Genomic DNA, 21,464 nt, shown 5'->3' with positions numbered 1-21,464 from the left:
ACGACTTGGCTGCTCGAATGCTGGCCATCATAGCCAGAAATGCGTTTTCAATCAATCAGGTCCGGGGATTTCGTGAACCACGTTTCACTTCGGTAACGTAGCCCAGCGCGATTGAGGCAAGGATGCAGCCAGTGAACAGGTACAGACCCCACGCTGTTTCGATCGTTGCGTAGGAAATGCCCTTGGCCAAGGTGATGTAAAGCGCGATGAGGAAGATATCGGCCATGGCCAGCTTGCCCATGATGTTCAGCGCGGGTTGGACACGTGGGTCCAGCAGGTCCCATTGGACCAGCGCGGTGCCGATGGTTTTGATGTACGGGGCGAACAGGGCAAAGACGGTAACGACCAGCGCGAGGAAGATGTCTGATTTCCAGAGGGATTGAAGGCCGGTGATGACGCTGATCTCGCTGAGGCCGAAGATCGGCAGCAGGCCCGCGCGCATCAGCGGGGCGAACCACGCGATGGGGTAGAGGATCAGCAGCGAGAGGGTGGCGAGGCGGAGGGTCATTCGTTCGTCTTCGGTTGCCAACGTCTTTTTTCGACATTCAACTTGGACAAAACAGTATCGGCAATAGCGATAAGTGCGATTGCGTCAGGTAGGCTGTGGCCGCCGAGTATGGGGTATCTGGACATAAACGGTCGATCGTAGACACGGTCAAATAAGTCCACATGAATGTGATGCCGCCGATAAGCTTCTGCTAACTCCTGGATGTCCATGGAGTTGTTTGCTTCCTGGATTTCTTTTGGAACACTTAGATTTTGCAGTTGGGCTTCGATGCGCTTTTCTAGGTCGTAGTCGTCTAGTTTCAGAAAGAGTTTTGAAATGCTGTGAGTTTTAGGTGGAACTGTTGAACGACAAGCAATCAAACCCTTCAATGAAGTTTCAAGAGCTACGCCCAGCAATTGCGAAAGCGGATGAAAAATTAGTGCTAGGTCCCAATGGAATCGGTTCTTGTTTTCGAATTCGGATTCCCACAGAATTTTTGCTGCCTGCAGATACTTCTCAGATATAGCAGCAAAAAGGATAGGGCTCGTCGACTCGCGGTTCTTCCCCAGCTCAGTCACCGCACCGCCTCAATCGGCCCTTCCGCACTCCCACTGATGAACTGCTCGACAAAAGGATCACCCGAGGAATCCATCTGGCTGACCGGACCGGTCCACTGGATCACCCCGTCATGCAGCATCGCCACGTTGTCGGCGATCGCGCGGACGGAACTCATGTCGTGGGTGATGGTCATTGCGGTGGCGCCCATCTCGGTCACGATTTCGCGGATCAGATCGTTAATGACGCCCGACATGATCGGGTCCAGCCCCGTGGTGGGCTCGTCGAAAAAGATGATCTCGGGCTCGGCGGCGATGGCGCGGGCCAGGCCCACGCGTTTCTGCATGCCGCCCGACAGCTCGGAGGGGTACAGATCGGCCACATTGGCGCGCAGGCCAACGCGGCGCAGCTTGTCGATGGCGATCTCGCGGGCCTCGTGTGCCGGGCGCTTGAGCGAGCCGCGCAGCAGACGAAAGGCCACGTTCTGCCAGACGGGCAGGGAATCGAACAGAGCGCCGCCCTGGAACAGCATTCCAAACCGAGCCAGAAAGGCATCGCGGTCGCCGGTTTCGGCATCCTGACCATCGACATAGATCTTGCCGCTGTCGGGCTTGATCAGGCCCAGGATGCATTTCAGCGCCACCGATTTTCCGGTGCCCGACCCCCCGATGATGACCATTGAGGTGCCCGTGGGAATTTCCAGGTTCACGCCCCGCAGAACATGGTTGTCGCCAAAGGCCTTGTGTACGTTCTCCAACCGGATCATAGCGAGAAGAACACCCCTGTCAGAACGAAGTTGGCGGCCAGGATCAGCACGGCCGCGGCCTCGACCGAGCTTTTGGTCGCGCGGCCCACGCCCTGGGCGCCACGGCCTGAGTGCATGCCGTAGTAGCAGCCCATGATGGCGGCGATTACCCCGAAGGCCGCCCCTTTGACCAGCGACGACAGAATGTCGAGCGGTTCCAGAAAATCGACCGTATTCTTCAGATAGGCCGCCGGGTTGAAGCCCAGGTTCTGCGTGGCCACGGCATAGCCGCCCGCGATGCCGATGATGTCACCCACCGCCACCAGTACCGGCAGGGTGATCAGTGCGGCCAGAACGCGCGGGGCGGTCAGGTATTTCATCGGGTGGGTCGACAGGGTGACCAGCGCGTCGATCTGCTCGGTCACTTTCATCGTGGCAATCTCGGCCGCGATCGACGAGGTGACGCGCGCCGCGATCATCAGGCCGACCATGACAGGACCCAGCTCGCGCACCATGCCGATCGCGACGATCTGGGGCACCACGGCCTCGGCATTGAAACGCGCGCCGCCGGCATAGATCTGCAGCGCCAGTGCCCCGCCGGTGAAGATGGTGGTCAGCCCAACGACCGGCAAGGACAGCCAGCCGATGTTCAGCAGGGCCACGCCGAATTCACGCGGGTAGAAGGGCGGGCGAAAGATGTGCGACACCGCATCCAGAGCAAACAGCGCCACGCGGCCGAAGGCGGCCAGCAGGTTCAGGACCGCGCGGCCCAGTTCGCCAAGCCATGCGATCGGGTTCATTCGACGTAGCCCCGCGAATAGCGGCTGCCGAGTGAGGTCAGGATCTCGTACCCGATGGTGCCCGCGGCCTCGGCCAGGTCGTCCACCGTCTGGTGGCCGTTGAGAATGCGCAGACGTTCCGGCGTGTGCGGCAGGTCGGTCACGTCAACGGTGATCAGATCCATCGAGATGCGTCCCACGACCGGGCAGGGCAGGTCACCGGCGAAGGTGTCGATGCCGCCGCCGATGGCGCGGTGGAGCCCGTCGGCATAGCCCGCGGCCACCGTGGCGATGCGCGACGGGCGGCGGGCCTTCCAGGTATTGCCATAGCCGACGGTTTCTCCGACGGCCAGATCGCGCACCTGGATTACCGGAAGATCGACGGTGACGACCGGCCTGGCCGCAGCGAAGGGCAGGCCGCCATACAGGCCGATGCCCGGGCGGCACAGGTCGAAATGGTATTCAGGGCCCAGTAGCATGCCACCGGTGGCGGCCAGCGACCGGGGGGCCGAGACGCCCTCGGTCATGCCCCGGAATGCCTCGAGTTGCTGGCGGTTCATCGGGTGGTCGGGTTCGTCTGCGCAGGCCAGGTGCGACATGACCAGCACCGGGTTCAGTGCCTCGGCCCGGTTGCGCAGGGCGGACCAGTCGGCGGGCTCCAGCCCCAGGCGGTTCATGCCCGTGTCCAGTTGCAGGCCGAACGGATGCACCGGCAGCGCCTGGATGTGGCGCTGGAATTGTTCGGGCGAGTTGAGCAGCGGCACCAGGTCGTGATCGCGCAGCAGATCCGCATCGCCTTCCATGTGGCCGGAAAAAACGAAGATCAGAGGCCCGGGACCGATCGCCCGGCGCACGGCGGCGCCTTCCTCGGCCACGGCAACAAAAAACTTGCGGACGCCTTCCTCGGCCAGCGTGCTGGCAACGGGGCCGGCACCCAGACCGTAGGCGTCGGCCTTGACCACGGCGCCGGTCTCGGCATCGGTTTTGGCGTCCAGCGCTCGCCAGTTTCCGGCCAGCGCGTGAAGGTTGATCGTCAAACGTGCGGTACTCATGATCCGTTCATGACATCGCGCCGCACGAGGTCAAGGGGGAATGCGCCACAAATGAGCGGAATCTCCGCGACTTGGGCAGCATGTGGCCGGGCCGCTCCCAAAGGGGGCGCGTTCGACGGCCACCCGCATTGTTCCCCCATCAGGGTCAAAGCCAGCGAATGACCCCGATCGTTCACATGGTCGACTGAGTAGAGGGGGTCAGTAACCCTCGATCTGGGCGCCCTGCTGCCAGGGTTTGACAAGGTTGCCGAACCGGGTGAACTGCGCCTCGAAGGACAGCTCGACCGTGCCGATGGGGCCGTGGCGCTGTTTGCCGACGATGACCTCGGCCTTGCCGTGCAGGCGCTCCATCGCCTGCTTCCATTCTTCCATCTTCTCCAGCTCGTGATCGCCGGGCTTTTCGCGCTCTTTGTAGTACTCTTCGCGGAACACGAACATCACCACGTCGGCGTCCTGCTCGATCGAGCCGGATTCGCGCAGGTCGGACAACTGCGGGCGCTTGTCGTCACGGTTTTCCACCTGACGCGATAACTGCGACAGGGCGATGACGGGGATGTTCAGTTCCTTGGCGATGGCCTTCATGCCCATCGAGATCTCGGCGATCTCGTTCACGCGATTGTCGGACATGCCGCGGCACAGCTGCAGATAGTCGATGACCAACAGGTCCAGCCCATGCGTTCGCTTGAGCCGACGCGCGCGCGCCGCCAGCTGGCTGATCGGCAGAGCCGGCGTGTCGTCGATGAACAGCGGGCAGGCCTCCAGCGCCTTGGCGGCGTCGACGAAACGGCGGAACTCGTCCTCGGTCATGTCGCCCTGGCGGATCTTGTGGCTGGAAATCTCGGACGCTTCGGCCAGGATCCGCCCCGCCAGCTGCTCGGCGCTCATTTCCAGCGAGAAGAAGCCGACGACGCCGCCATCGACCGCCCCTTCGGTGCCATCGGCACGGATGCCGCGCTTGTAGGCCTTGGCCACGTTGAAGGCGATGTTGGTCGCCAGCGAGGTTTTTCCCATCGACGGCCGCCCCGCAAGGATGATCAGGTCGGACGGATGCAACCCGCCCAGCTGCTTGTCCAGATCGATCAGCCCGGTCGAAATCCCGGCCATGCCGCCGCCGCGCTGATAGGCTTCGTTGGTGACGTTCACCGCCTCGGTCACGGCCTTGAGGAACGACTTGAACCCTTGTTCGGTCTGGCCCTGTTCGGACAGCTGGTACAGCTTCTGCTCGGCTTCGACGATCTGTTCCTTGGGTTCGCTGGCCACATCGACCCGCGCCGCCTTGTCCGAGATGTCGCGACCCAGCCGGATCAGCTCGCGCCGGATCGCCAGGTCATAGATCATCTGGGCATAGTCATGCACGGCAAAGGCGCTGATCGAGGCGCCGGCCAGCTTGACCAGATAGGCCGGACCGCCCAGCTCCTTAAGGCCTTCGTCCTCGGCCAGAAAGGATTTCAGCGTCACCGGCGAGGCCAGTGCGTTCTTGGCGATGCGCGCGGCGGCGACTTCATAAATACGGGCATGGACCGGGTCATAGAAATGCTCGGGCCCGATGATCGAGGCGACCCTGTCATACAGGTCGTTGTTGGTCAGGATCGCGCCAAGAAGCTGCTGTTCGGCTTCGATGGAATGCGGCATGGTCTCGGCGTTCTGAATCTGCGCCGCTGCCTGCTCGATACTGCTGATTTCGTTCATTTCGTCCCCGCTGCCTGTCCCGAGGTTCTACACGCAGACCCGCTGTTCAAGCTATCTGGAAATACCTGTGGCTAACTGCGGGTAAAGCCATGGGATAACTTTCCAGACCGTTTGGATGTTATCTTGATTGTCGCCTATTATGTAGGAAACGGTGAAAAAGTCACCAGATATCGGGGTGACTGGTCTGATTCCCTCACAGTTATCCCCATCTCATCCACATTTGACCTAAGACTGTTTGTTGGCCTCCTGCCAGCCGCGCGGGTCGTTCAGGAAGGCTTCGACCCCGTCAAGTGTTTCCGCATCAAAGGCTTGCTGCGCCTTGGCCTCGGCCAGAACGTCCCACCAGGTGCACAGGTGGTGCAACTGCACGCCGTGATCGCCCAGCGTCTTTTCGGTTTCGGGAAAGATGCCATAATAGAAGATCACCGCCGTATGTGCGCAGGTGGCGCCGGTTTCGCGGATCGCGTCCACGAAGGACAGTTTCGAGCCGCCATCGGTGGTCAGGTCCTCGACCAGCAGCACGCGCTGGCCTTCGGTCATGGTCCCTTCGATCCGGGCGTTGCGGCCATAGCCCTTGGGCTTCTTGCGCACATAGGTCATCGGCAGGGCCATGCGTTCGGCCACCATCGCGGCGAAGGGGATGCCCGCGGTTTCACCGCCGGCGATGTTGTCGAAGGCTTCGAACCCGGCATTCCGCATGACTGTGACCGTCAGGAAATCCATCAGGGTCGACCGGATGCGCGGGTACGAGATCAGCTTGCGGCAATCGATATAGGTGGGGCTGGGCAGGCCACTGGCCAGCGTGAACGGTTCGCGTGCGTTGAAATGCACCGCCTTGATCTCCAGCAGCATCCGCGCGGTCAGGCGGGCGATTTCCGTGCTGTCGGGAAAGGAACTGGGGATCATGGCGGGACCTCGGTGCTGAAATGACGTTGCGGGCTGATAGCCTGCCGACCGGCCCGATGTCGAGAGGGGTTGGGGCAAAAGAAAAGCGGACCTCGCAAGAGGTCCGCTTGATGCCCGGATGGGCAGTTGAGGCAGCCAAGGTGGGCTTAGCTGCTCATGTCATAGGCCCGTTCGCCGTGGACCGACAGGTCGAGCCCGTTCGTCTCGGTCTCGGCGTCTACGCGAAGCGGGGTGACAAGCGCAACCACCTTGATCAGCACAAATGTGACAACTGCCGTAAAGGCACCCACGATCACCAGCCCGCCCAGCTGTGCGGTCCAAGCGCCCAGGCCGAAGACGGCGATCATGATGGTGCCGAAAATGCCGCCCACGCCATGCACGGCGAACACGTCCAGCGTATCGTCGATGTTCAGCACGTTGCGGACCACGTTCACCGCCTCTTGGCACAGGATGCCGGCGACCGCGCCGATGATCAGCGCCTGAACCGGATCGACATAACCCGAGGCCGGAGTGATCGAGGCCAGACCCGCGATGGTCCCGGTGACCAGACCGACCAGCGAGGCCTTGCCATACTTGATCCGCTCCCACAGCGCCCAGCTGAGCGATGCGGTGGCGGCCGAGATATGGGTGACCGTCAGCGCCATGGCCGCGCCGCCATCCGCGGCCAGTTGCGAGCCGCCGTTGAAGCCGAACCAGCCGACCCACAGCATCGCGGCCCCGATCATGACGAATCCGGGGTTGTGCGGCGGGGTTGTGCGGTTCTTACGCGGCCCCAGGACCCAAGCGATGATCAGAGCGGCCAGACCGGCGGTTTCGTGCACCACGATTCCACCGGCGAAATCGCGCACGCCGATTTCACCCAGAATGCCGCCATCGGTCAGGATGCCTCCGCCCCAGATCCAATGAACCACCGGCGCATAGCACAGCAGCATCCACAGGCCCGAGAAGACTAGCACGAAGCCAAAGCCCACGCGCTCCACATAGGCGCCGACGATCAGGGCCGGGGTTATGATGGCAAAGGTCATCTGGAAGGCAAAGAACAGCACCTCGGGCAGGGTGCCCGACAGGCTGTCGGCATCGACGCCGTTCAAAAACGCCTTGCCCAGCCCGCCCCACAGGCCCGAACCGCCGTCGCCGAAGGCGATCGAGTAACCCGCGACCAGCCACAGGATGCTCATCAGGCAGGCGATCGCGAAGCAGTGCATGAAAACGCTCAGCACGTTGCGGGCGCGCACCAGCCCGCCATAGAACAGGGCCAGGCCCGGCAAGGTCATGAACAGGACCAGCGCCGTCGCGACGATGATCCAGGCGGTATCGGCTCCGTTCATTGGGCCGTTCTCCTCTTTCCTGAAGCTGCGCCAAGGGGGCGCGGTGTGAGTGACGTGCCGTGGGTTCAACCGAACGGACGTCGAGGAAAAAAGAGGCAGGGTGCGAAAAAGGTGCCTGTTTTGGCGTCCTTTTTCCAATTGGTGACAAAAAGTGCGCCGTATCCGGGCGAGTGCAAAAAATTTAGGCGAGTTCGGAAAGGCCGTTTTCCAGCAGTTTCAGCGCATGATCCCGCGCCGAGCGTCGGACATTGGCGCGGCCTGCGGCGCCGAACTCTACGGTTTCGGTCAGGGTAGGGCGGCCTGTGAGGGCAAGGCCGAAACAGACCCGGCCCTCGGGCTTGAACTCGGACCCGCCGGGCCCCGCGATGCCGGTGATCGAGACCGCAAGCTGCGCCTGGGAATGCGCCAGCGCACCCTCGACCATCTCGCGGGCGACCTCTTCAGAGACGGCACCATGGGCCGCCAAGGTCTCGGCGCGCACGCCCAGCATGTCCTGTTTGGCGGCGTTGGTATAGGTGACGAAGCCTCGGTCAACCACGGCCGAACTTCCGGGAATGTCGGTCAGCGCGGCGGCGACCATACCGCCCGTGCAGCTTTCGGCGGTGGCGATCATGACGTTCAGCGCCTTGGCGCGGTCGAGCAGGTCGGCGACTGTCATAGGCCCAGTACTCCGTGTGCGACCCCGGCCAGGATCAGAACGCCCACGGCCGCGAACACGCCCGCGAACACGTCGTCCAGCATCACGCCCAAGGGGTCGCCGCGCCGGTCGGCCCAGCCGATGGGGCCGGGTTTGGTGATGTCGAATAGGCGGAACAACAAAAACGCGGCGATCCAGCCCGGCCACAGGGCGGTGACCGCGATGTCATGTGCCCAAGCCGGATAGGATACGGCCCAGATTGCGATGAACTGGCCGGCGACCTCGTCGATGACGATCTCCGAGGGGTCGTGATCGTCCTGCCCGGCGGTCATGACGCTGGTGGCCCAGGTGCCGGCCACAAAGACGGCGACGGTTGCGACGGCCAGCAGCGGGAAGCCACCCAGCAGGTGCAGCGCCAAGGCCAAAGGCAGTGCGGCCAGCGAGCCCCAGGTGCCAGGGGCAGGGCGCAGATATCCGACCCCGCCGACGGTTCCGATCAGGCGCGCCAAGGTCATGGTTTCACCAGACAGGCGGTTGCGATAGCAGCGATGCCTTCCTTGCGGCCGGTAAAGCCCAGCCGCTCGGACGTGGTGGCTTTGATCGACACGCGGTCGGCCTCCAGCCCCATGATTTCGCTCATTTTCTGCCGCATCGCCGCGGCGTGCGGGCCGATCTTGGGGTATTCGCAGACCAGCGTGCAGTCGATGTTCGAGATGCGAAAGCCCATGCGCGTGGCCAGATCCACCGCATGGCGCAGAAAGATCTCGCTGGCGGCACCCTTCCATTGCGGGTCGGATGGGGGGAAGTGCTGGCCGATATCGCCCTGCGCCAGTGCGCCATAGATCGCGTCGGTGACGGCGTGCATGCCAACATCCGCGTCGGAATGGCCCTGCAGCCCCCGATCATGCGGGACCTCGACGCCGCACAGGATAACGTGATCGCCCGGCCCGAACCGGTGCACGTCATATCCGTTGCCCAGCCTTACATCCATGTCTGACCTCAATATCCGTTCAGCCCGGGCAAAATCCTCGGGCCGTGTGATTTTCAGATTGTCCGCGTCGCCCGGCACGATGGCCACGTTGATCCCGGCGGCCCGGGCAACCTCGACATCATCAGCGGCCCCGCCGGAGTGCGCCGCATGCGCGGTCACGATGGCGTCATAGCGGAACCCCTGCGGCGTCTGCGCAGCAAACAGGCCCGCGCGATCTCGGGTACCCGTCACTTGGTCGTCGGCCCCGGTCCACAGCGCATCGGTCACCGGCAGCCCAGGTGCCGCGGCGGCGTGGGTGTCGAGGGCCGCCAGCACGTCACCAATGACCCGCGCGCTGACACAGGGCCGGGCCACGTCATGGATGAGAACCTTGCTGACGCTGCGATCAGCCAGTGCTTGCAAGCCGTTGCGCACGGATTCGGCCCGGTCGGCGCCGCCGGGCGCAAGGATCAGGCCGCTGTCGGCGAATTCCGTCCAGGCCGCGGGGTCGTCGGGAGACAGGACCAGCACGACCAGTGACACCTGCGCCTTGATCCGTTCGATCGTCCAGTCGGCCACACGCCGCCCGGCCAAAGGGCGCCATTGCTTGGGCAGGCCTCCTCCGGCGCGCAGGCCGCGCCCGGCGGCGACGATGATGGCGGCGGTTGTCATGTTTGTGTTTCCGAACTTCGCTTAGCTCCCGTGTTTAGGCGGCGGTGAAAGCAGAGGCAATCACTCGCGGTAATCTGGTTAATAATTGGGCACATGATGATTTTGCGGGCTTGCGGGCCGTGGTTTTGTTGTTCATACGGGCCGGATTCGATATGAAAACCGCAAATGCTTAAGGATTAGGCACGTTGACGCTGCGCATTGCCGAGAAAATTGTGACCCCGCCGGTTCTGCTGGCGCCGATGGCCGGAATCACCGACCGGCCCTTTCGCGACCTCGTCATGCGGTTCGGCGCCGGGATGGTGGTCAGCGAGATGGTCGCCAGCCAGGAGATGGTGCAGGCCAAGCCGGGCGTGCGCGAACGGGCCGAGCTGTCGGCTGATGTGGAAAACACTGCCGTACAGCTGGCCGGGCGCGACGCCTATTGGATGGCCGAGGCCGCGCGGCAGGTCGCCGATCGGGGCGCGCGGGTGATCGACATCAACATGGGCTGCCCGGCCAAGAAGGTGACGAACGGCTATTCCGGCTCGGCCCTGCTGAAGACGCCCGACCACGCCCTGACCCTTATCGAGGCGGTCGTGGGCGCGGTGGACGTTCCGGTGACTCTCAAGACCCGGCTGGGGTGGGACGACACGCTGCTGAACGCGCCGGACGTGGCGCGGCGGGCGCAGGAGGCCGGCGTTCAGATGGTGACGATCCACGGGCGCACGCGCTGTCAGTTCTACAAGGGCGAGGCGGATTGGGCCGCGATCCGCGCGGTCAAAGAGTCTGTCAGCATTCCGGTTGTGGCCAATGGCGACATCACCAGCCCCAGACGTGCGCAGACAGCGCTGGAGCGGTCGGGTGCGGATGGCGTCATGGTGGGCCGTGGAGCGCAGGGCAAACCGTGGCTGCTTGCGCAGATCGCGCACGAGCTGTGGGGGACACCGGCGCCAGAGGTTCCCGAAGGTGACGATCTGGCCGACATGGTGCGGGCGCATTACGAGGCGATGCTGGGGTTCTATGGCGCCGATCTGGGGCTGCGCGTCGCGCGCAAGCATCTGGGCTGGTACATGGACGAGGCCAGAACGCCGGCGTCGCTGCGCCGCGCGGTTCTGACCTCGCGCGATCCGGCCGAGGTTCTGCGGCTGATCGGCGACGCGTTGACGGAAAATGCCGAGGTGGCAGCATGATTTCGGATCAGGTCATCTGGGCTTCTCTGCCGGTTCCGGCCTTCATTATCGACCCCGAGGATCGCATCGCCGATATCAATTCCTCGGGTGAGGGGTTCCTGAACGCCTCACGCAAATCGGTGGTCGGGCATCCGGTCTGGGACCAGATCGCCGTGGACGCGCCGTTGGAAGAGGCTTTCACGCGCGCCCGCCAGCAGGGCACGCCGCTGTTCGTGAATGATGTGGACGTGGGTTCGGGCAATCGCGCGCCGCTGCAATGCGCGTTGCAGATCGCGCCGTTGCTGGGGCATCCGGGGTCCATGATCATGATCGTCTCGCCGCGCGAACTGGCCAGCCGCATGACCCGCGGCAACACGGTCAAATCGGCGGCACAGTCGGCGATCGGCATGGCCGAGATGCTGGCCCACGAAATCAAGAACCCGCTGGCCGGGATCACCGGTGCTGCGCAGTTGTTGAGCATGAATATCGGCTCACAAGACCTTGAACTTACAGATCTTATCGTGGCTGAAAGCCGCCGGATCGTAAAGCTCCTCGAACAGGTCGAGCAGTTCGGAAACCTCTCGCGCCCCGACTTCAAGCCGGTCAACATCCACGATGTTCTGGACCGCGCGCGCCGCTCGGCGCTGCTGGGCTTTGGAGCCGACATGACCATCATCGAGGATTACGACCCCTCCTTGCCACTGGCTTATGGTGACCCGGATCAGTTGCTGCAGGTGGTTCTGAACCTGCTCAAGAACGCGTCCGAGGCGGCCGGTCCCGAGGGCGGGACGATCCGCCTGCACACTTATTTCGAACATTCCTTCCGTCTGCGGCGCAGTGATGGGTCGGGCCACTCGCTGCCGCTGCAGATCGAGATCATCGATGATGGCCCGGGCCTGCCCGAGGACATCCGCAGCGACATTTTCGACCCGTTCGTATCCGGCAAGGAAAACGGGACCGGGCTGGGTTTGGCGCTGGTCAGCAAGATCGTGTCCGACCACGACGGTTGGATCACGGCCGAGTCGGTGCCGGGGCGGACGGTCTTCCGGCTGTCGCTGCGCCGCGCGCCGCGCGAGGCAGGGCAGGACAAAGAATAATCAAGGAGAACACCAGATGGATGGCACGGTACTGGTTGCAGATGATGACAGAACGATCCGGACGGTTCTGACCCAGGCCCTGACGCGGGCGGGCTGCAAGGTGCATGCGACCTCGTCCCTGACAACGCTGATGCGTTGGGTCGGCGAGGGCAAGGGCGACGTGGTGATCTCGGATGTGGTCATGCCTGATGGCAACGGGCTGGAAATGCTGCCCAAGATCGCGCAGGACCGGCCGGGCCTGCCGGTGATCGTGATCTCGGCTCAGAACACGATCATGACGGCGATCCAGGCGGCCGAGGCGGATGCCTATGACTATCTGCCCAAGCCGTTCGACCTGCCGGACCTGATGAAGCGCACCGCCCGCGCGCTCGAGCGGAAGCAGCGCGCACGGTCCGAGCCGGATACGCCGAGCGAAGAGCGCCCCGACGATTTGCCGCTGGTCGGTCGTACCCCGGCGATGCAGGCGCTGTACCGTCTGGTCGCGCGGGTGATGAATACGGATCTGTCGGTGCTGATCTCGGGCGAGAGCGGCACCGGCAAATCGTTGATCGCGCGGGCTATTCACGATTTCTCGGACCGGCGCACGCTGCCCTTTGTAACGGCTGCCGCCGCGGATCTGAGCGACCTTGAAGGCCCCGCGCGCGTCATGGCGCGGGTACGCGGCGGGACCCTTCTGTTCGACGAGATCGGCGATCTGGACGACGAGATCCAAGCCCGTATCGTGCGGATGATGGATACGCCCGGCGATCACGTTCCGCGTTTCATGGCCACCAGCCAGACCGACCTGACTGAGGCGATGGAACGCGGCCAGATCCGGCAGGACTTGTATTACCGCCTGTGCGGGGCCACGATCCAAGTGCCCGCCCTGCGCGAGCGCGTCGACGACATCCCGCTGCTGGCCGAGCATTTTCTGGCTCGGGACGAGCGAGACACTGGTGTGAAACGCTGGCTTGGGCCCGAGGCGGTTGAACTGGTGCGCCGCTATTCCTGGCCGGGCAACGTGCGACAGCTGGAAAACGCCATCCGACGGCTGAGCCTGACCAGCCGGTCTGACGAGATCACCAAGGCCGAGGTCGAGGCGGTTCTAGGCAGCCAGCCCGAGGCCGAGCCTCTGTTGGGCGGGGGAGAGCGCGAAAAGCTGTCGTCGTCGGTCGCGCGCCATCTGCGGCGGTATTTCGACCTGCACGGGAACATGCTTCCGCCGCCGGGCCTGTACCAGCGCATCCTGCGCGAGGTCGAGGCGCCGCTGATCGAAATCGCGCTGGAGGCAACGGGCGGAAACCAGGCGAAATGCGCCGATCTTTTGGGGATCAACCGGAATACGCTGCGCAAAAAAATCACCGATCTCGATATTCAGGTGACACGTCGCCGTAAACTGATGTAATATCGCCACACAAACCGTGGCATCCGGGCATGCGCCCGGCAAGGACCACGACATATGGCGGTAAGTCGCGCAAGCGGCACATCAGGATGAGGGCAGATGGTGGCAACCCGGGCACAGAACCGGCCGATGATTGTCCTAGATCGGTGGCGGAAGTCCCGAAAGTTGCGCAATTTCGGCACGTTGGGCTTGGTGGTTCTGGGGCCGGCCCTGGCCTTGGCGACCTATCTGGTGATCGGGCCGTTCGATCTGGGCGCGACCGCTCCGTCGCTGCGGCTGATCCTTCTGGCAGATCTGGTGTACGTTCTTGTCGTGGCGGCCCTGGTGCTCAGCCAGTTGGGCCGCTTGGTCGCCGCTCGGCGTGCGAAATCGGCGGGGTCCCGCCTGCACCTGCGGCTGATCGGCGCCTTCACGCTGCTTGCGCTCGTGCCTACGGTGATCGTGGCGATCTTTGCCGGCTTGACGGTGAATATCGGGCTCGAGGGCTGGTTCTCGGACCGGGTGCGGCAGGTGGTGGGCTCGTCGCTGGCGGCGGCCGAAGCCTATGAGCAGGAGCACCGACAGGGCCTGACGCAGGATGCGCTTGTGCTGGCCCGGTTTCTGGACAATGCGCGGTCGCTGGATTTCTTCATCTCGGATGGCGAACTGCGCGAGGTATTGGCGCAGGGGCAGGCCCAGATCCAACGCGGCCTACGCGAAGCTTATGTCATCGACGGCAGCGGCGAGATCCGGGCTCGGGGCGACCGGTCCTATCTGTTCAATTATGAACGACCGACTCCGCAGCAGTTCGACCAGGCGCGCGCGCAGGGCCATCTGGTCATCGCCGACTGGCCCAACAACGAGTTCCGCGCGCTGGTCCCGTTGGAGGCCTTCCCCGACCGGTACCTGTATGTTAGCCGCGCGGTGGACGGACGGTTGTTGACGCTGCTGGACGACACCAAGGAAACCGCCCAGTTCTACCAACAGCTCGAACGCGAGCGGGGCCGGGTTCTGTTCGAGTTTGGCTTGCTGTATCTGGGCTTTGCGTTGATCCTGATCCTGGCGGCGGTGTCGCTGGGCATGTGGTTTGCCGAACGTCTGTCGCGGCCTGTCGGGCGGCTGACCACCGCCGCGCAACGGGTCGGGGCCGGTGATCTGGACGTGCAGGTCATCGAAGAGTCCAGCGATGACGAGATTTCCATGCTGGGCCGCTATTTCAACCAGATGACCAGGCAGTTGAAGGCGCAGCGCGACACGTTGCTGGAAAACACCCGCCAGATCGAAAGCAGACGGCGGTTGTTCGATTCGGTACTCAGCTCGGTCACGTCGGGTGTCGTCGGGGTCGATTCTGACGGGCGGGTTACATTCGTGAACCGGTCGGCCGAACGGCTGCTGGACTGGTCCGGCAGCGACCAGCATCCGCAGATCGGCATTGCCGTGCCTGAATTTCTGCCATTGTTTGAGAAATTGAAGGAAGGCGCGCAGGAGGCCGTTCAGGGCGAGGTCAAGGTGATCCGCAAGGGGCGGTTGGAGAACCTGTTGGTGCGCATGGCCACGCGTCGGGGCGAGGATGGCCGCCTTGAAGGGTATGTGGTTGCGTTCGACGACGTGACTGACCTGGTCAGCGCTCAGCGGATGGCGGCCTGGGGCGACGTGGCCCGTCGGATCGCGCATGAGATCAAGAACCCGCTGACCCCAATCCAGCTGAGTGCCGAGCGCATCAAACGCAAGTTTGCCCGCAAGCTGGAGCCCGAGGACAGCGCCACGCTGGAATCCATGACCGACGTGATCGTGCGCCAGACCAACGACCTGCGCCGGATCGTGGACGAGTTCTCGAAGTTCGCGCGGATGCCCGAACCGGACCGGCGCCAGGAGGATGTCGTCAACTTGGTCAGCGAGGCGGTCTTGCTGCAACAGGCCGGGCAGCCGGATGTCGAGATCACGGCCGATCTGCCGGATCAGCCGGTGCTGGCCGACGTCGATGCGACCATGCTTAGCCAGGCCTTGACGAACCTGATCAAGAATGCCGGCGAAGCGATTGAAACACTGAAAGAAAAAGGGGCCCCCGAGAACCTGATGCCGCAGATCCGAGTCGTGGTGCTAACGGTTGATGACGGGGTTCAGATCACCATCGCGGACAACGGGATCGGTCTGCCCGAGGATCGGGCCAAGCTTTTCGAACCCTATGTGACCACCCGCGACGAGGGGACGGGTCTGGGCCTGCCCATCGTCAAAAAGATCATTGAAGAACACGGCGGTTCGCTGACCCTCGAGGATGCCCCCGTGTTCGCCGGACAGGACCATTTTGGCGCGATGGCCGTGATCCGCTTGCCGTTGACCGACGCGGTCCCAGGCGCAGCGCCGCAGAAACAGGCAATAATAACCAACTCACTGAAAGCAGGCCAAAGATGAGCGACATTCTGATCGTAGATGACGAACGCGATATTCGCGAACTTGTGTCCGACATTCTGGAGGACGAAGGATACACCACCCGGCTGGCCGCAAACTCGGACGAATGCATGAACGCAATCAACGCCGAGCCGCCGGGTTTGTTGATCCTGGATATCTGGCTCAAGGACAGCCGGATGGACGGCATCGACATCCTGAAGGCGGTCAGGCGCGACAATCCCGACATTCCGGTGGTTATCATCTCGGGGCACGGCAACATCGAAATCGCCGTCGCCGCGATCAAGCAGGGCGCTTATGACTTCATCGAAAAGCCCTTCAACATCGACCAGTTGATGGTGGTTATCCGCCGTGCCATGGAGACCTCGCGCCTGCGCCGCGAGAACGCCTCGCTCAAGCGCAATGAGGTCAGCAGTTCCGAGATGATCGGCAGTTCGGCCGCGTTCCGCGCTATGGTGGCCCAGTTGGACAAGGTGACCAAGTCGAACGGTCGGGTGATGCTGCGCGGCCCGGCCGGGTCGGGCAAGGAGATCGCCGCGCGCTACATCCACGCTCATTCCAATCGCGCCAACGCCCCCTTCGTGACCGTGAATTGTGCCGGGATCGAACCCGAGCGCGTGGAAGAGGTTCTGTTCGGCCGCGAGTCGCCGGAACGCGGCATCGAATCCGGTCTTCTCGAACAGGCGCATGGCGGTGTGATCTATTTCGACGAAGTCGCCGACATGCCTTTGGGCACGCAGTCCAAGATTCTGCGGGTGCTGGTGGATCAGCAGTTCCAGCGCGTCGGCGGCAGCGACAAGGTGCGGGTCGATCTTCGGGTGATCTCGTCGACCAACCGCGACCTCGAGGCCGAGATCGCGGCCGAGCGGTTCCGCGAAGAGCTGTACCACCGTCTGAACGTGGTTCCGATCGCGGTGCCGTCGCTGGAAGATCGGCGGGAGGATATCCCGGTTCTGGCCCGTCATTTCATCCAGATCTGCAACGAGACCCAGGGCCTGCCCGTTCGCGAGTTGTCGGACGAGGCGGTGGCGCTGCTGCAGACCATGAGCTGGCCCGGAAACGTGCGACAGCTGAAAAACCTGGTCGAGCGAGTGTTGATCCTGGGTGATGGCAGCGGTCCCATCGAGGCGCGCGAACTGCCCAGCGACGAAGACAAGAGCGAAGAGCCGGGCCGCGTGGTGCTGTCGGGCGCGCTGGCAACCTTGCCCCTGCGCGAGGCGCGCGAGGCGTTCGAACGTGAATACCTGCTGACCCAGATCAACCGGTTCGGCGGCAATATCAGCCGCACGGCCAGCTTTGTGGGGATGGAGCGCAGCGCGCTGCACCGCAAGCTGAAGTCGCTGGGTGTGGTCACCTCAAGCAAATCCGGCGCCCGGGTGGCACGGGTGGATGAACCCGAACCGGCCGAGTGACGGGCGGCTTGCCTGCGGGGGTGAATGCCCCTGCGGCGCATGCGCGAACCGGTGTCGTCCCTGTCAGGGCGTGATGATCTGGAAGGATCCGTCGTCGAATTTGACATAGCAGGCGCTGCCGGTCAGCGGTGGCAGGGTGGTAGTCCGCTGGGGTGCAACTCCGCGTTTCTGGCTCTGCTTGCAGGGCGGCAGGCTGACCGGCCGGTATCCGTTGCGCGCCATGCATTGCGCCTCGACCGTGTCGCGTAGGCCCTTGTTTGCATCCACGGTGTAGACCCGCCCCGGCTCCCACCAGCCGGCCGAGCGATAGCAACGTCCGCGGCCATCGCAATAGGTCTGGCCCGGCCAGTAGACCGGCGGAGATTGACGCACCTGGTTGGCCACGGGCACCTTGTTCAGCGCCGCGACCTGGCATTCGGTGGTATCGGCCTGCATACGCGTCACGCTCGCGCCTTCGCGATAATACATCGACAGGGGACCGCAGGCGGCCACGGCAAGCAGGATCAGACAGCTGAGCAAGACGGTCTTCATGCCTCGATCTTGCATCACGGATAAGGTCATGACAATTCAATTGACCGTATTCGGGGCATCTGTCATTCAAAACGCTCAGGCAGAAGGGCCAAGGGAATGAAGGTCATCATTTGCGGCGCCGGCCAGGTCGGCTGGCAGATTGCGCGGCACCTGTCGGGCGAATTAAACGACGTAACCGTCGTGGACAACAATCCGGATTTGGTGCGCCGGGCGATCGAGACGCTGGACGTGCAGGGTGTCTCGGGCTTCGCCAGCTATCCCGACATACTCGAGCAGGCCGGGGCGCGGGACGCCGACATGATCATCGCCGCCACCCATTCGGACGAGGTGAACATGGTCACCTGCCAGATGGCGCATTCGGTGTTCTCGATCCAGCGCAAGATTGCTCGGCTGCGTGCGAAATCCTATCTCGAAGCGATTCACCGCGATCTGTACCGGCGCGACCATCTGCCCATCGACGTGGTGATCAGCCCCGAGCGCGAAGTGGCCGCCGCGGCCATGCGGCGCCTGTCGGCGCCGGCAGCCTTCGACACCGAGCTGTTCATGGACGGCATGGCGCAACTGCTGGGCATCCGGCTGGATGAAGACTGCCCCATCGTGAACACCCCTTTGCGTCAGTTGACCGATCTGTTCTCGACTCTCAGCGCGATTGTGGTGGGGGTGCGGCGCGACGGCACGCTGTTTGCGCCGGAATCTGAAGATCAGCTGTTCGTGGGCGACGAATGCTACGTCTTTACCCACGTCAAGGACGTCGACCGCACGATGGAGGTCTTCGGCAAAACGCAGAAAAAGCAGGACCGCGTGGTCATCGTCGGTGGCGGCAATGTCGGGCTCGAGGTTGCGCGCACGCTGGAAGAGCGCGAGGGTCGGATCCGGGCCAAGGTGATCGAGCGCGATCGGCGCTGCGCCGAGAAGGCCGCCGAGGCGTTGGAGCGCACGATCGTTCTGAATGGCGACGGTCTGGATGCCGCGTTGCTGCGCGAGGCCGGGATCGAGCGGGCCGACGCCATGCTGGCCGTCACCGATGACGACCGGACCAACATGTTGTCGGCGGTGCGAGCCAAGGCCGAGGGTTGTCCGCTGGCGATTGCGCTGATCAACGATCCCAGCATGGCGGCCTTGACCGGCCCGTTGGGGATCGACGCCTATATCAACCCGCGCGCAACCACGGTCAGTTCGATCCTGCGCCACATCCGGCATGGCCGCGTGCGGCAGGTCTATTCGATCGGCGACGCCGAGGCCGAGGTGATTGAGGCCGAGGTCCTGTCGACCTCGCCGCTTGCCGGGCAGAAACTGCGCGACATCGCTTTCCCCGAAGGTGTACTGGTCGGCGCTTTGCGCCGCGGCGACGAGGTGCTGCGGCCGTCCGGCGCTCTGCGGATCGAGGAAAAGGATGTGCTTGCGATTTTTGCCATGGCCAGTGACGTACCCGAGGTCGAACGCCTGTTGCAGGTGTCGATCGATTTCTTCTGATGGCTGTCGCGCGCACCGGACGGATCGGCGTTTTTCAACGCTTGCCCCTGTTCCTGCTGATCTGGGGTGTCGCGTCGCTGGCGATGTGGATTCCGGCGATCTATGCGTTGGCACTGAACGACCATCATACGTCTCAGTCCTTTTTCTATTCCGGCCTGATCGGGGTGTTTCTGGTGTCGATCATCGGATTGGCCCTGTCCAATCGGCGGCCGCGCAGGGGCACGTTGGGCCAACTGGCGGTGCTGTTGGCCACGCTGACCGTGCTGCCGGTCTTTCTGGCGGTGCCGATGCATGACGCGCTGGGGAACACGCGCTTTCTGAATGCCTATTTCGACATGGTCAGTGCCGTGACGACCACCGGAGCCGATCTTTTCAGTGATCCCGGCCGCCTGTCGGCCCCGGTGCATCTGTGGCGTGCGCTGGTCGGCTGGATGGGCGGGCTGCTGATGTGGGTCTCTGCGGCGGCCATCCTTGCACCTCTGTCTCTGGGCGGGTTCGAGATCACCGCACGCGGTGAACCGGGGCGGCCGGTCTCGGGCGTGGCGCAGAGCGAACTGGCCGATCCCCGCGGCCGGCTGTTTCGCGTGGCTCGGACCCTGACACCCGTTTATGCGGGGCTGACGGCCGTGATTTGGATCCTGCTGCTGATCGCGGACGAACAGGGTCTGACGGCGATTTGCCATGCGATGTCAATCATGGCGACGTCGGGGATTTCACCCGTTGGTGGCCTGGAAGGATCAACCGCGGGGATCACGGGCGAGGCCATCCTGTTCCTGTTTCTGTTTTTCGCTCTGTCGCGGTTGACCTTTTCGACCGATACGGCGGTTTCCGGTCATAGCCGTCTCGACAAGGACCCCGAGTTCCGCATTGGCCTGCTGATCGTGGTTGCGGTCGCGGCCTTGCTGGTGTTCCGGGCCTTGGCCGGCATGGCCGAGATAGGAGGCCAGGCCACCGGGTTGCAGGTTTTGAACGTGATCTGGGGCATGCTGTTCACGGTGCTGTCCTTCCTGACGACCGCCGGGTTCGAAAGTTCCTATTGGAACGATGCACAGCAGTTGTCGGGCCTGGGGACGCCGGGGCTGGTTTTGATGGGGCTGGCGCTGATCGGTGGCGGTGTGGCCACGACTGCGGGCGGGGTCAAGCTGTTGCGGGTCTATGCGCTGTATCTGAACGGCGCGCGCGAGTTGGACCGCCTGATCCATCCGTCTTCGGTCAGCGGCGCGGGGGCGGGCAATCGCCGCATCCAAAGCCAGGGCGCTTACATCGCGTGGATCTTCCTGATGATCTTTGCCTTGGCGCTGGCGGTCTTCGACGTTCTGCTGGCCGCCGAAGGGGTGGGCTTCGAGCAGGCCATGGTTCTGAGCGTCGCCGCGCTGAGCACGACGGGCCCGCTGATCGAACTGGCAACGGACGTGCCGTTGCGGCTGATCGATCTGTCGGCGGGGGCCAAACTGTCACTGTGTGCCGCGATGGTGATCGGGCGGCTGGAAACGCTGGCGATCATCGCGCTGATCACGCCCAGCCTGTGGCGCGATTGAAGCGCTTCGGGTTACTGCCTGATTTTTCATCTGGAATATCTGTTCGTGTCACTCCATACTCGCGCGGAGGGAGCGCGTTGGTCCGCAGCGCGTAAGCAAGAACAACGGCGAGATAACAAAATATGGCTTCGGACAGACAGAATCTTCAGGATGCCTTCCTGAACAATGTACGGAAAGCAAAGGTTCCCGTTACGATTTTCCTGATCAACGGCGTGAAATTGCAGGGTGTCATCACCTGGTTCGACAATTTCTGCGTGCTGCTGCGCCGCGACGGACAGTCGCAGCTTGTCTACAAGCACGCGATCTCGACCATCATGCCCTCACAGCCGATCAACCTGTATGAGGGCGAAGACGCCTCTTGATGGAACATGACCGGAGGCGCACCCGGGCTTGGGTGCTGCATCCCGATATCAAGTCAGATGACCAGCGCCGCGATCCCGGTCCGGCGCTGGAAGAGGCGGTGGCACTGGCTGCCGCTTTGCCCGATCTGGATGTGATCGGGTCCGAGATCGTTCGCCTGCCGCGGGCGCAGCCCGGCCTGCTGTTCGGCAGCGGCAAGATCGAGGAACTGGGCGCGCGTTTTGCTGAAAACGAAATCGAGCTGGTCCTGATCGACGGGCCGGTCACGCCGGTTCAGCAGCGCAATCTGGAGAAGGCTTGGAAGGTCAAGATTCTCGAC

General features: G+C 63.4%; 21 protein-coding genes. 9 read left to right on the top strand and 12 right to left on the bottom strand.

Going from position 1 to position 21,464, the window contains the following annotated elements:
• Positions 1–55: 55 nt before the first annotated feature.
• The 11 genes from AC2FMN_RS03330 to AC2FMN_RS03280 form a co-directional block, all read right to left on the bottom strand.
• Positions 56–508: a paraquat-inducible protein A gene (locus AC2FMN_RS03330; protein ID WP_496678072.1), complete on the bottom strand. Its 453-nt coding sequence runs from the start codon at positions 506–508 to the stop codon at positions 56–58.
• Positions 505–1,065 (bottom strand): HEPN domain-containing protein, encoded by a 561-nt coding sequence (locus AC2FMN_RS03325; RefSeq protein ID WP_496686248.1) that lies wholly within the window; start codon positions 1,063–1,065, stop codon positions 505–507. Before AC2FMN_RS03325 ends, AC2FMN_RS03330 begins: the two co-directional genes overlap by 4 nt.
• Entirely contained in the window at positions 1,062–1,808 is a 747-nt protein-coding gene (locus AC2FMN_RS03320) for an ABC transporter ATP-binding protein (RefSeq protein ID WP_496678076.1), read from the bottom strand. Before AC2FMN_RS03320 ends, AC2FMN_RS03325 begins: the two co-directional genes overlap by 4 nt.
• Positions 1,805–2,587, bottom strand: a complete 783-nt coding sequence (locus AC2FMN_RS03315) for an MlaE family ABC transporter permease (protein WP_149774500.1) — start codon at positions 2,585–2,587, stop codon at positions 1,805–1,807. Before AC2FMN_RS03315 ends, AC2FMN_RS03320 begins: the two co-directional genes overlap by 4 nt.
• On the bottom strand, positions 2,584–3,618 hold the full coding sequence (gene alr, locus AC2FMN_RS03310) for an alanine racemase (protein ID WP_496686245.1): 1,035 nt from the start codon (positions 3,616–3,618) through the stop codon (positions 2,584–2,586). The genes AC2FMN_RS03315 and alr overlap by 4 nt, the downstream gene beginning before the upstream one ends.
• Before the next feature lie 198 nt (positions 3,619–3,816).
• Positions 3,817–5,307, bottom strand: coding sequence for a replicative DNA helicase (locus tag AC2FMN_RS03305; protein WP_496678081.1), 1,491 nt, complete (start codon positions 5,305–5,307; stop codon positions 3,817–3,819).
• Between the two features lie 225 nt (positions 5,308–5,532).
• Positions 5,533–6,213 carry an orotate phosphoribosyltransferase gene (locus tag AC2FMN_RS03300; RefSeq protein WP_496686243.1) on the bottom strand — a complete coding sequence of 227 codons (681 nt, stop codon included), beginning with the start codon at positions 6,211–6,213 and terminating at the stop codon, positions 5,533–5,535.
• A 146-nt stretch (positions 6,214–6,359) separates the two neighbouring features.
• Entirely contained in the window at positions 6,360–7,541 is a 1,182-nt protein-coding gene (locus tag AC2FMN_RS03295; RefSeq protein ID WP_496686240.1) for an ammonium transporter, read from the bottom strand.
• Positions 7,542–7,722: 181 nt separating this feature from the next.
• Positions 7,723–8,199 (bottom strand): CinA family protein, encoded by a 477-nt coding sequence (locus tag AC2FMN_RS03290; protein ID WP_496686238.1) that lies wholly within the window; start codon positions 8,197–8,199, stop codon positions 7,723–7,725.
• The gene (locus AC2FMN_RS03285) at positions 8,196–8,693 is read right to left on the bottom strand and encodes a phosphatidylglycerophosphatase A family protein (protein WP_496686235.1); all 498 of its coding nucleotides are present in this window, start codon (positions 8,691–8,693) and stop codon (positions 8,196–8,198) included. The genes AC2FMN_RS03290 and AC2FMN_RS03285 overlap by 4 nt, the downstream gene beginning before the upstream one ends.
• Complete coding sequence (locus AC2FMN_RS03280; RefSeq protein ID WP_496686232.1) at positions 8,690–9,820, bottom strand: bifunctional 2-C-methyl-D-erythritol 4-phosphate cytidylyltransferase/2-C-methyl-D-erythritol 2,4-cyclodiphosphate synthase; 1,131 nt, start codon at positions 9,818–9,820, stop codon at positions 8,690–8,692. The genes AC2FMN_RS03285 and AC2FMN_RS03280 overlap by 4 nt, the downstream gene beginning before the upstream one ends.
• Before the next feature lie 185 nt (positions 9,821–10,005).
• Between AC2FMN_RS03280 and dusB the strand changes: the two genes are divergently transcribed.
• The 5 genes from dusB (at position 10,006) to ntrX (ending at position 17,243) form a co-directional block, all read left to right on the top strand.
• Entirely contained in the window at positions 10,006–10,989 is a 984-nt protein-coding gene (dusB, locus tag AC2FMN_RS03275; protein WP_496686230.1) for a tRNA dihydrouridine synthase DusB, read from the top strand.
• Entirely contained in the window at positions 10,986–12,065 is a 1,080-nt protein-coding gene (locus AC2FMN_RS03270; RefSeq protein ID WP_496686228.1) for a two-component system sensor histidine kinase NtrB, read from the top strand. Before dusB ends, AC2FMN_RS03270 begins: the two co-directional genes overlap by 4 nt.
• 16 nt (positions 12,066–12,081) lie before the next feature.
• Entirely contained in the window at positions 12,082–13,449 is a 1,368-nt protein-coding gene (locus tag AC2FMN_RS03265) for a response regulator (protein ID WP_496686227.1), read from the top strand.
• 96 nt (positions 13,450–13,545) lie between these two features.
• Positions 13,546–15,837 (top strand): sensor histidine kinase NtrY-like, encoded by a 2,292-nt coding sequence (locus tag AC2FMN_RS03260; RefSeq protein WP_496686225.1) that lies wholly within the window; start codon positions 13,546–13,548, stop codon positions 15,835–15,837.
• Positions 15,834–17,243 (top strand): nitrogen assimilation response regulator NtrX, encoded by a 1,410-nt coding sequence (ntrX, locus tag AC2FMN_RS03255; protein WP_496678099.1) that lies wholly within the window; start codon positions 15,834–15,836, stop codon positions 17,241–17,243. The genes AC2FMN_RS03260 and ntrX overlap by 4 nt, the downstream gene beginning before the upstream one ends.
• A 63-nt stretch (positions 17,244–17,306) precedes the next feature.
• Here ntrX and AC2FMN_RS03250 read toward each other — a convergent pair whose 3' ends face one another.
• Positions 17,307–17,774, bottom strand: a complete 468-nt coding sequence (locus tag AC2FMN_RS03250) for a hypothetical protein (RefSeq protein WP_496678100.1) — start codon at positions 17,772–17,774, stop codon at positions 17,307–17,309.
• 96 nt (positions 17,775–17,870) lie between these two features.
• Here AC2FMN_RS03250 and trkA point away from each other — a divergent pair, with 96 nt between their 5' ends.
• The 4 genes from trkA to AC2FMN_RS03230 form a co-directional block, all read left to right on the top strand.
• Entirely contained in the window at positions 17,871–19,247 is a 1,377-nt protein-coding gene (gene trkA, locus AC2FMN_RS03245) for a Trk system potassium transporter TrkA (RefSeq protein WP_496678102.1), read from the top strand.
• Positions 19,247–20,785, top strand: coding sequence for a TrkH family potassium uptake protein (locus AC2FMN_RS03240; protein WP_496686224.1), 1,539 nt, complete (start codon positions 19,247–19,249; stop codon positions 20,783–20,785). Before trkA ends, AC2FMN_RS03240 begins: the two co-directional genes overlap by 1 nt.
• A 122-nt stretch (positions 20,786–20,907) precedes the next feature.
• Entirely contained in the window at positions 20,908–21,147 is a 240-nt protein-coding gene (gene hfq / locus AC2FMN_RS03235; protein WP_005982826.1) for an RNA chaperone Hfq, read from the top strand.
• Positions 21,147–21,464, top strand: a 318-nt coding sequence (locus AC2FMN_RS03230) for an HflX-like GTP-binding protein (protein WP_496686223.1), incomplete at its 3' end; no start/stop codon positions are given. The genes hfq and AC2FMN_RS03230, both read left to right, overlap by 1 nt.

It is taken from the genome of Ruegeria sp. BHSC037 (assembly GCF_059613045.1).
The sequence above is the reverse complement of the archived record's forward strand: the minus strand, read 5'-3'. Positions and strand labels throughout refer to the sequence as shown.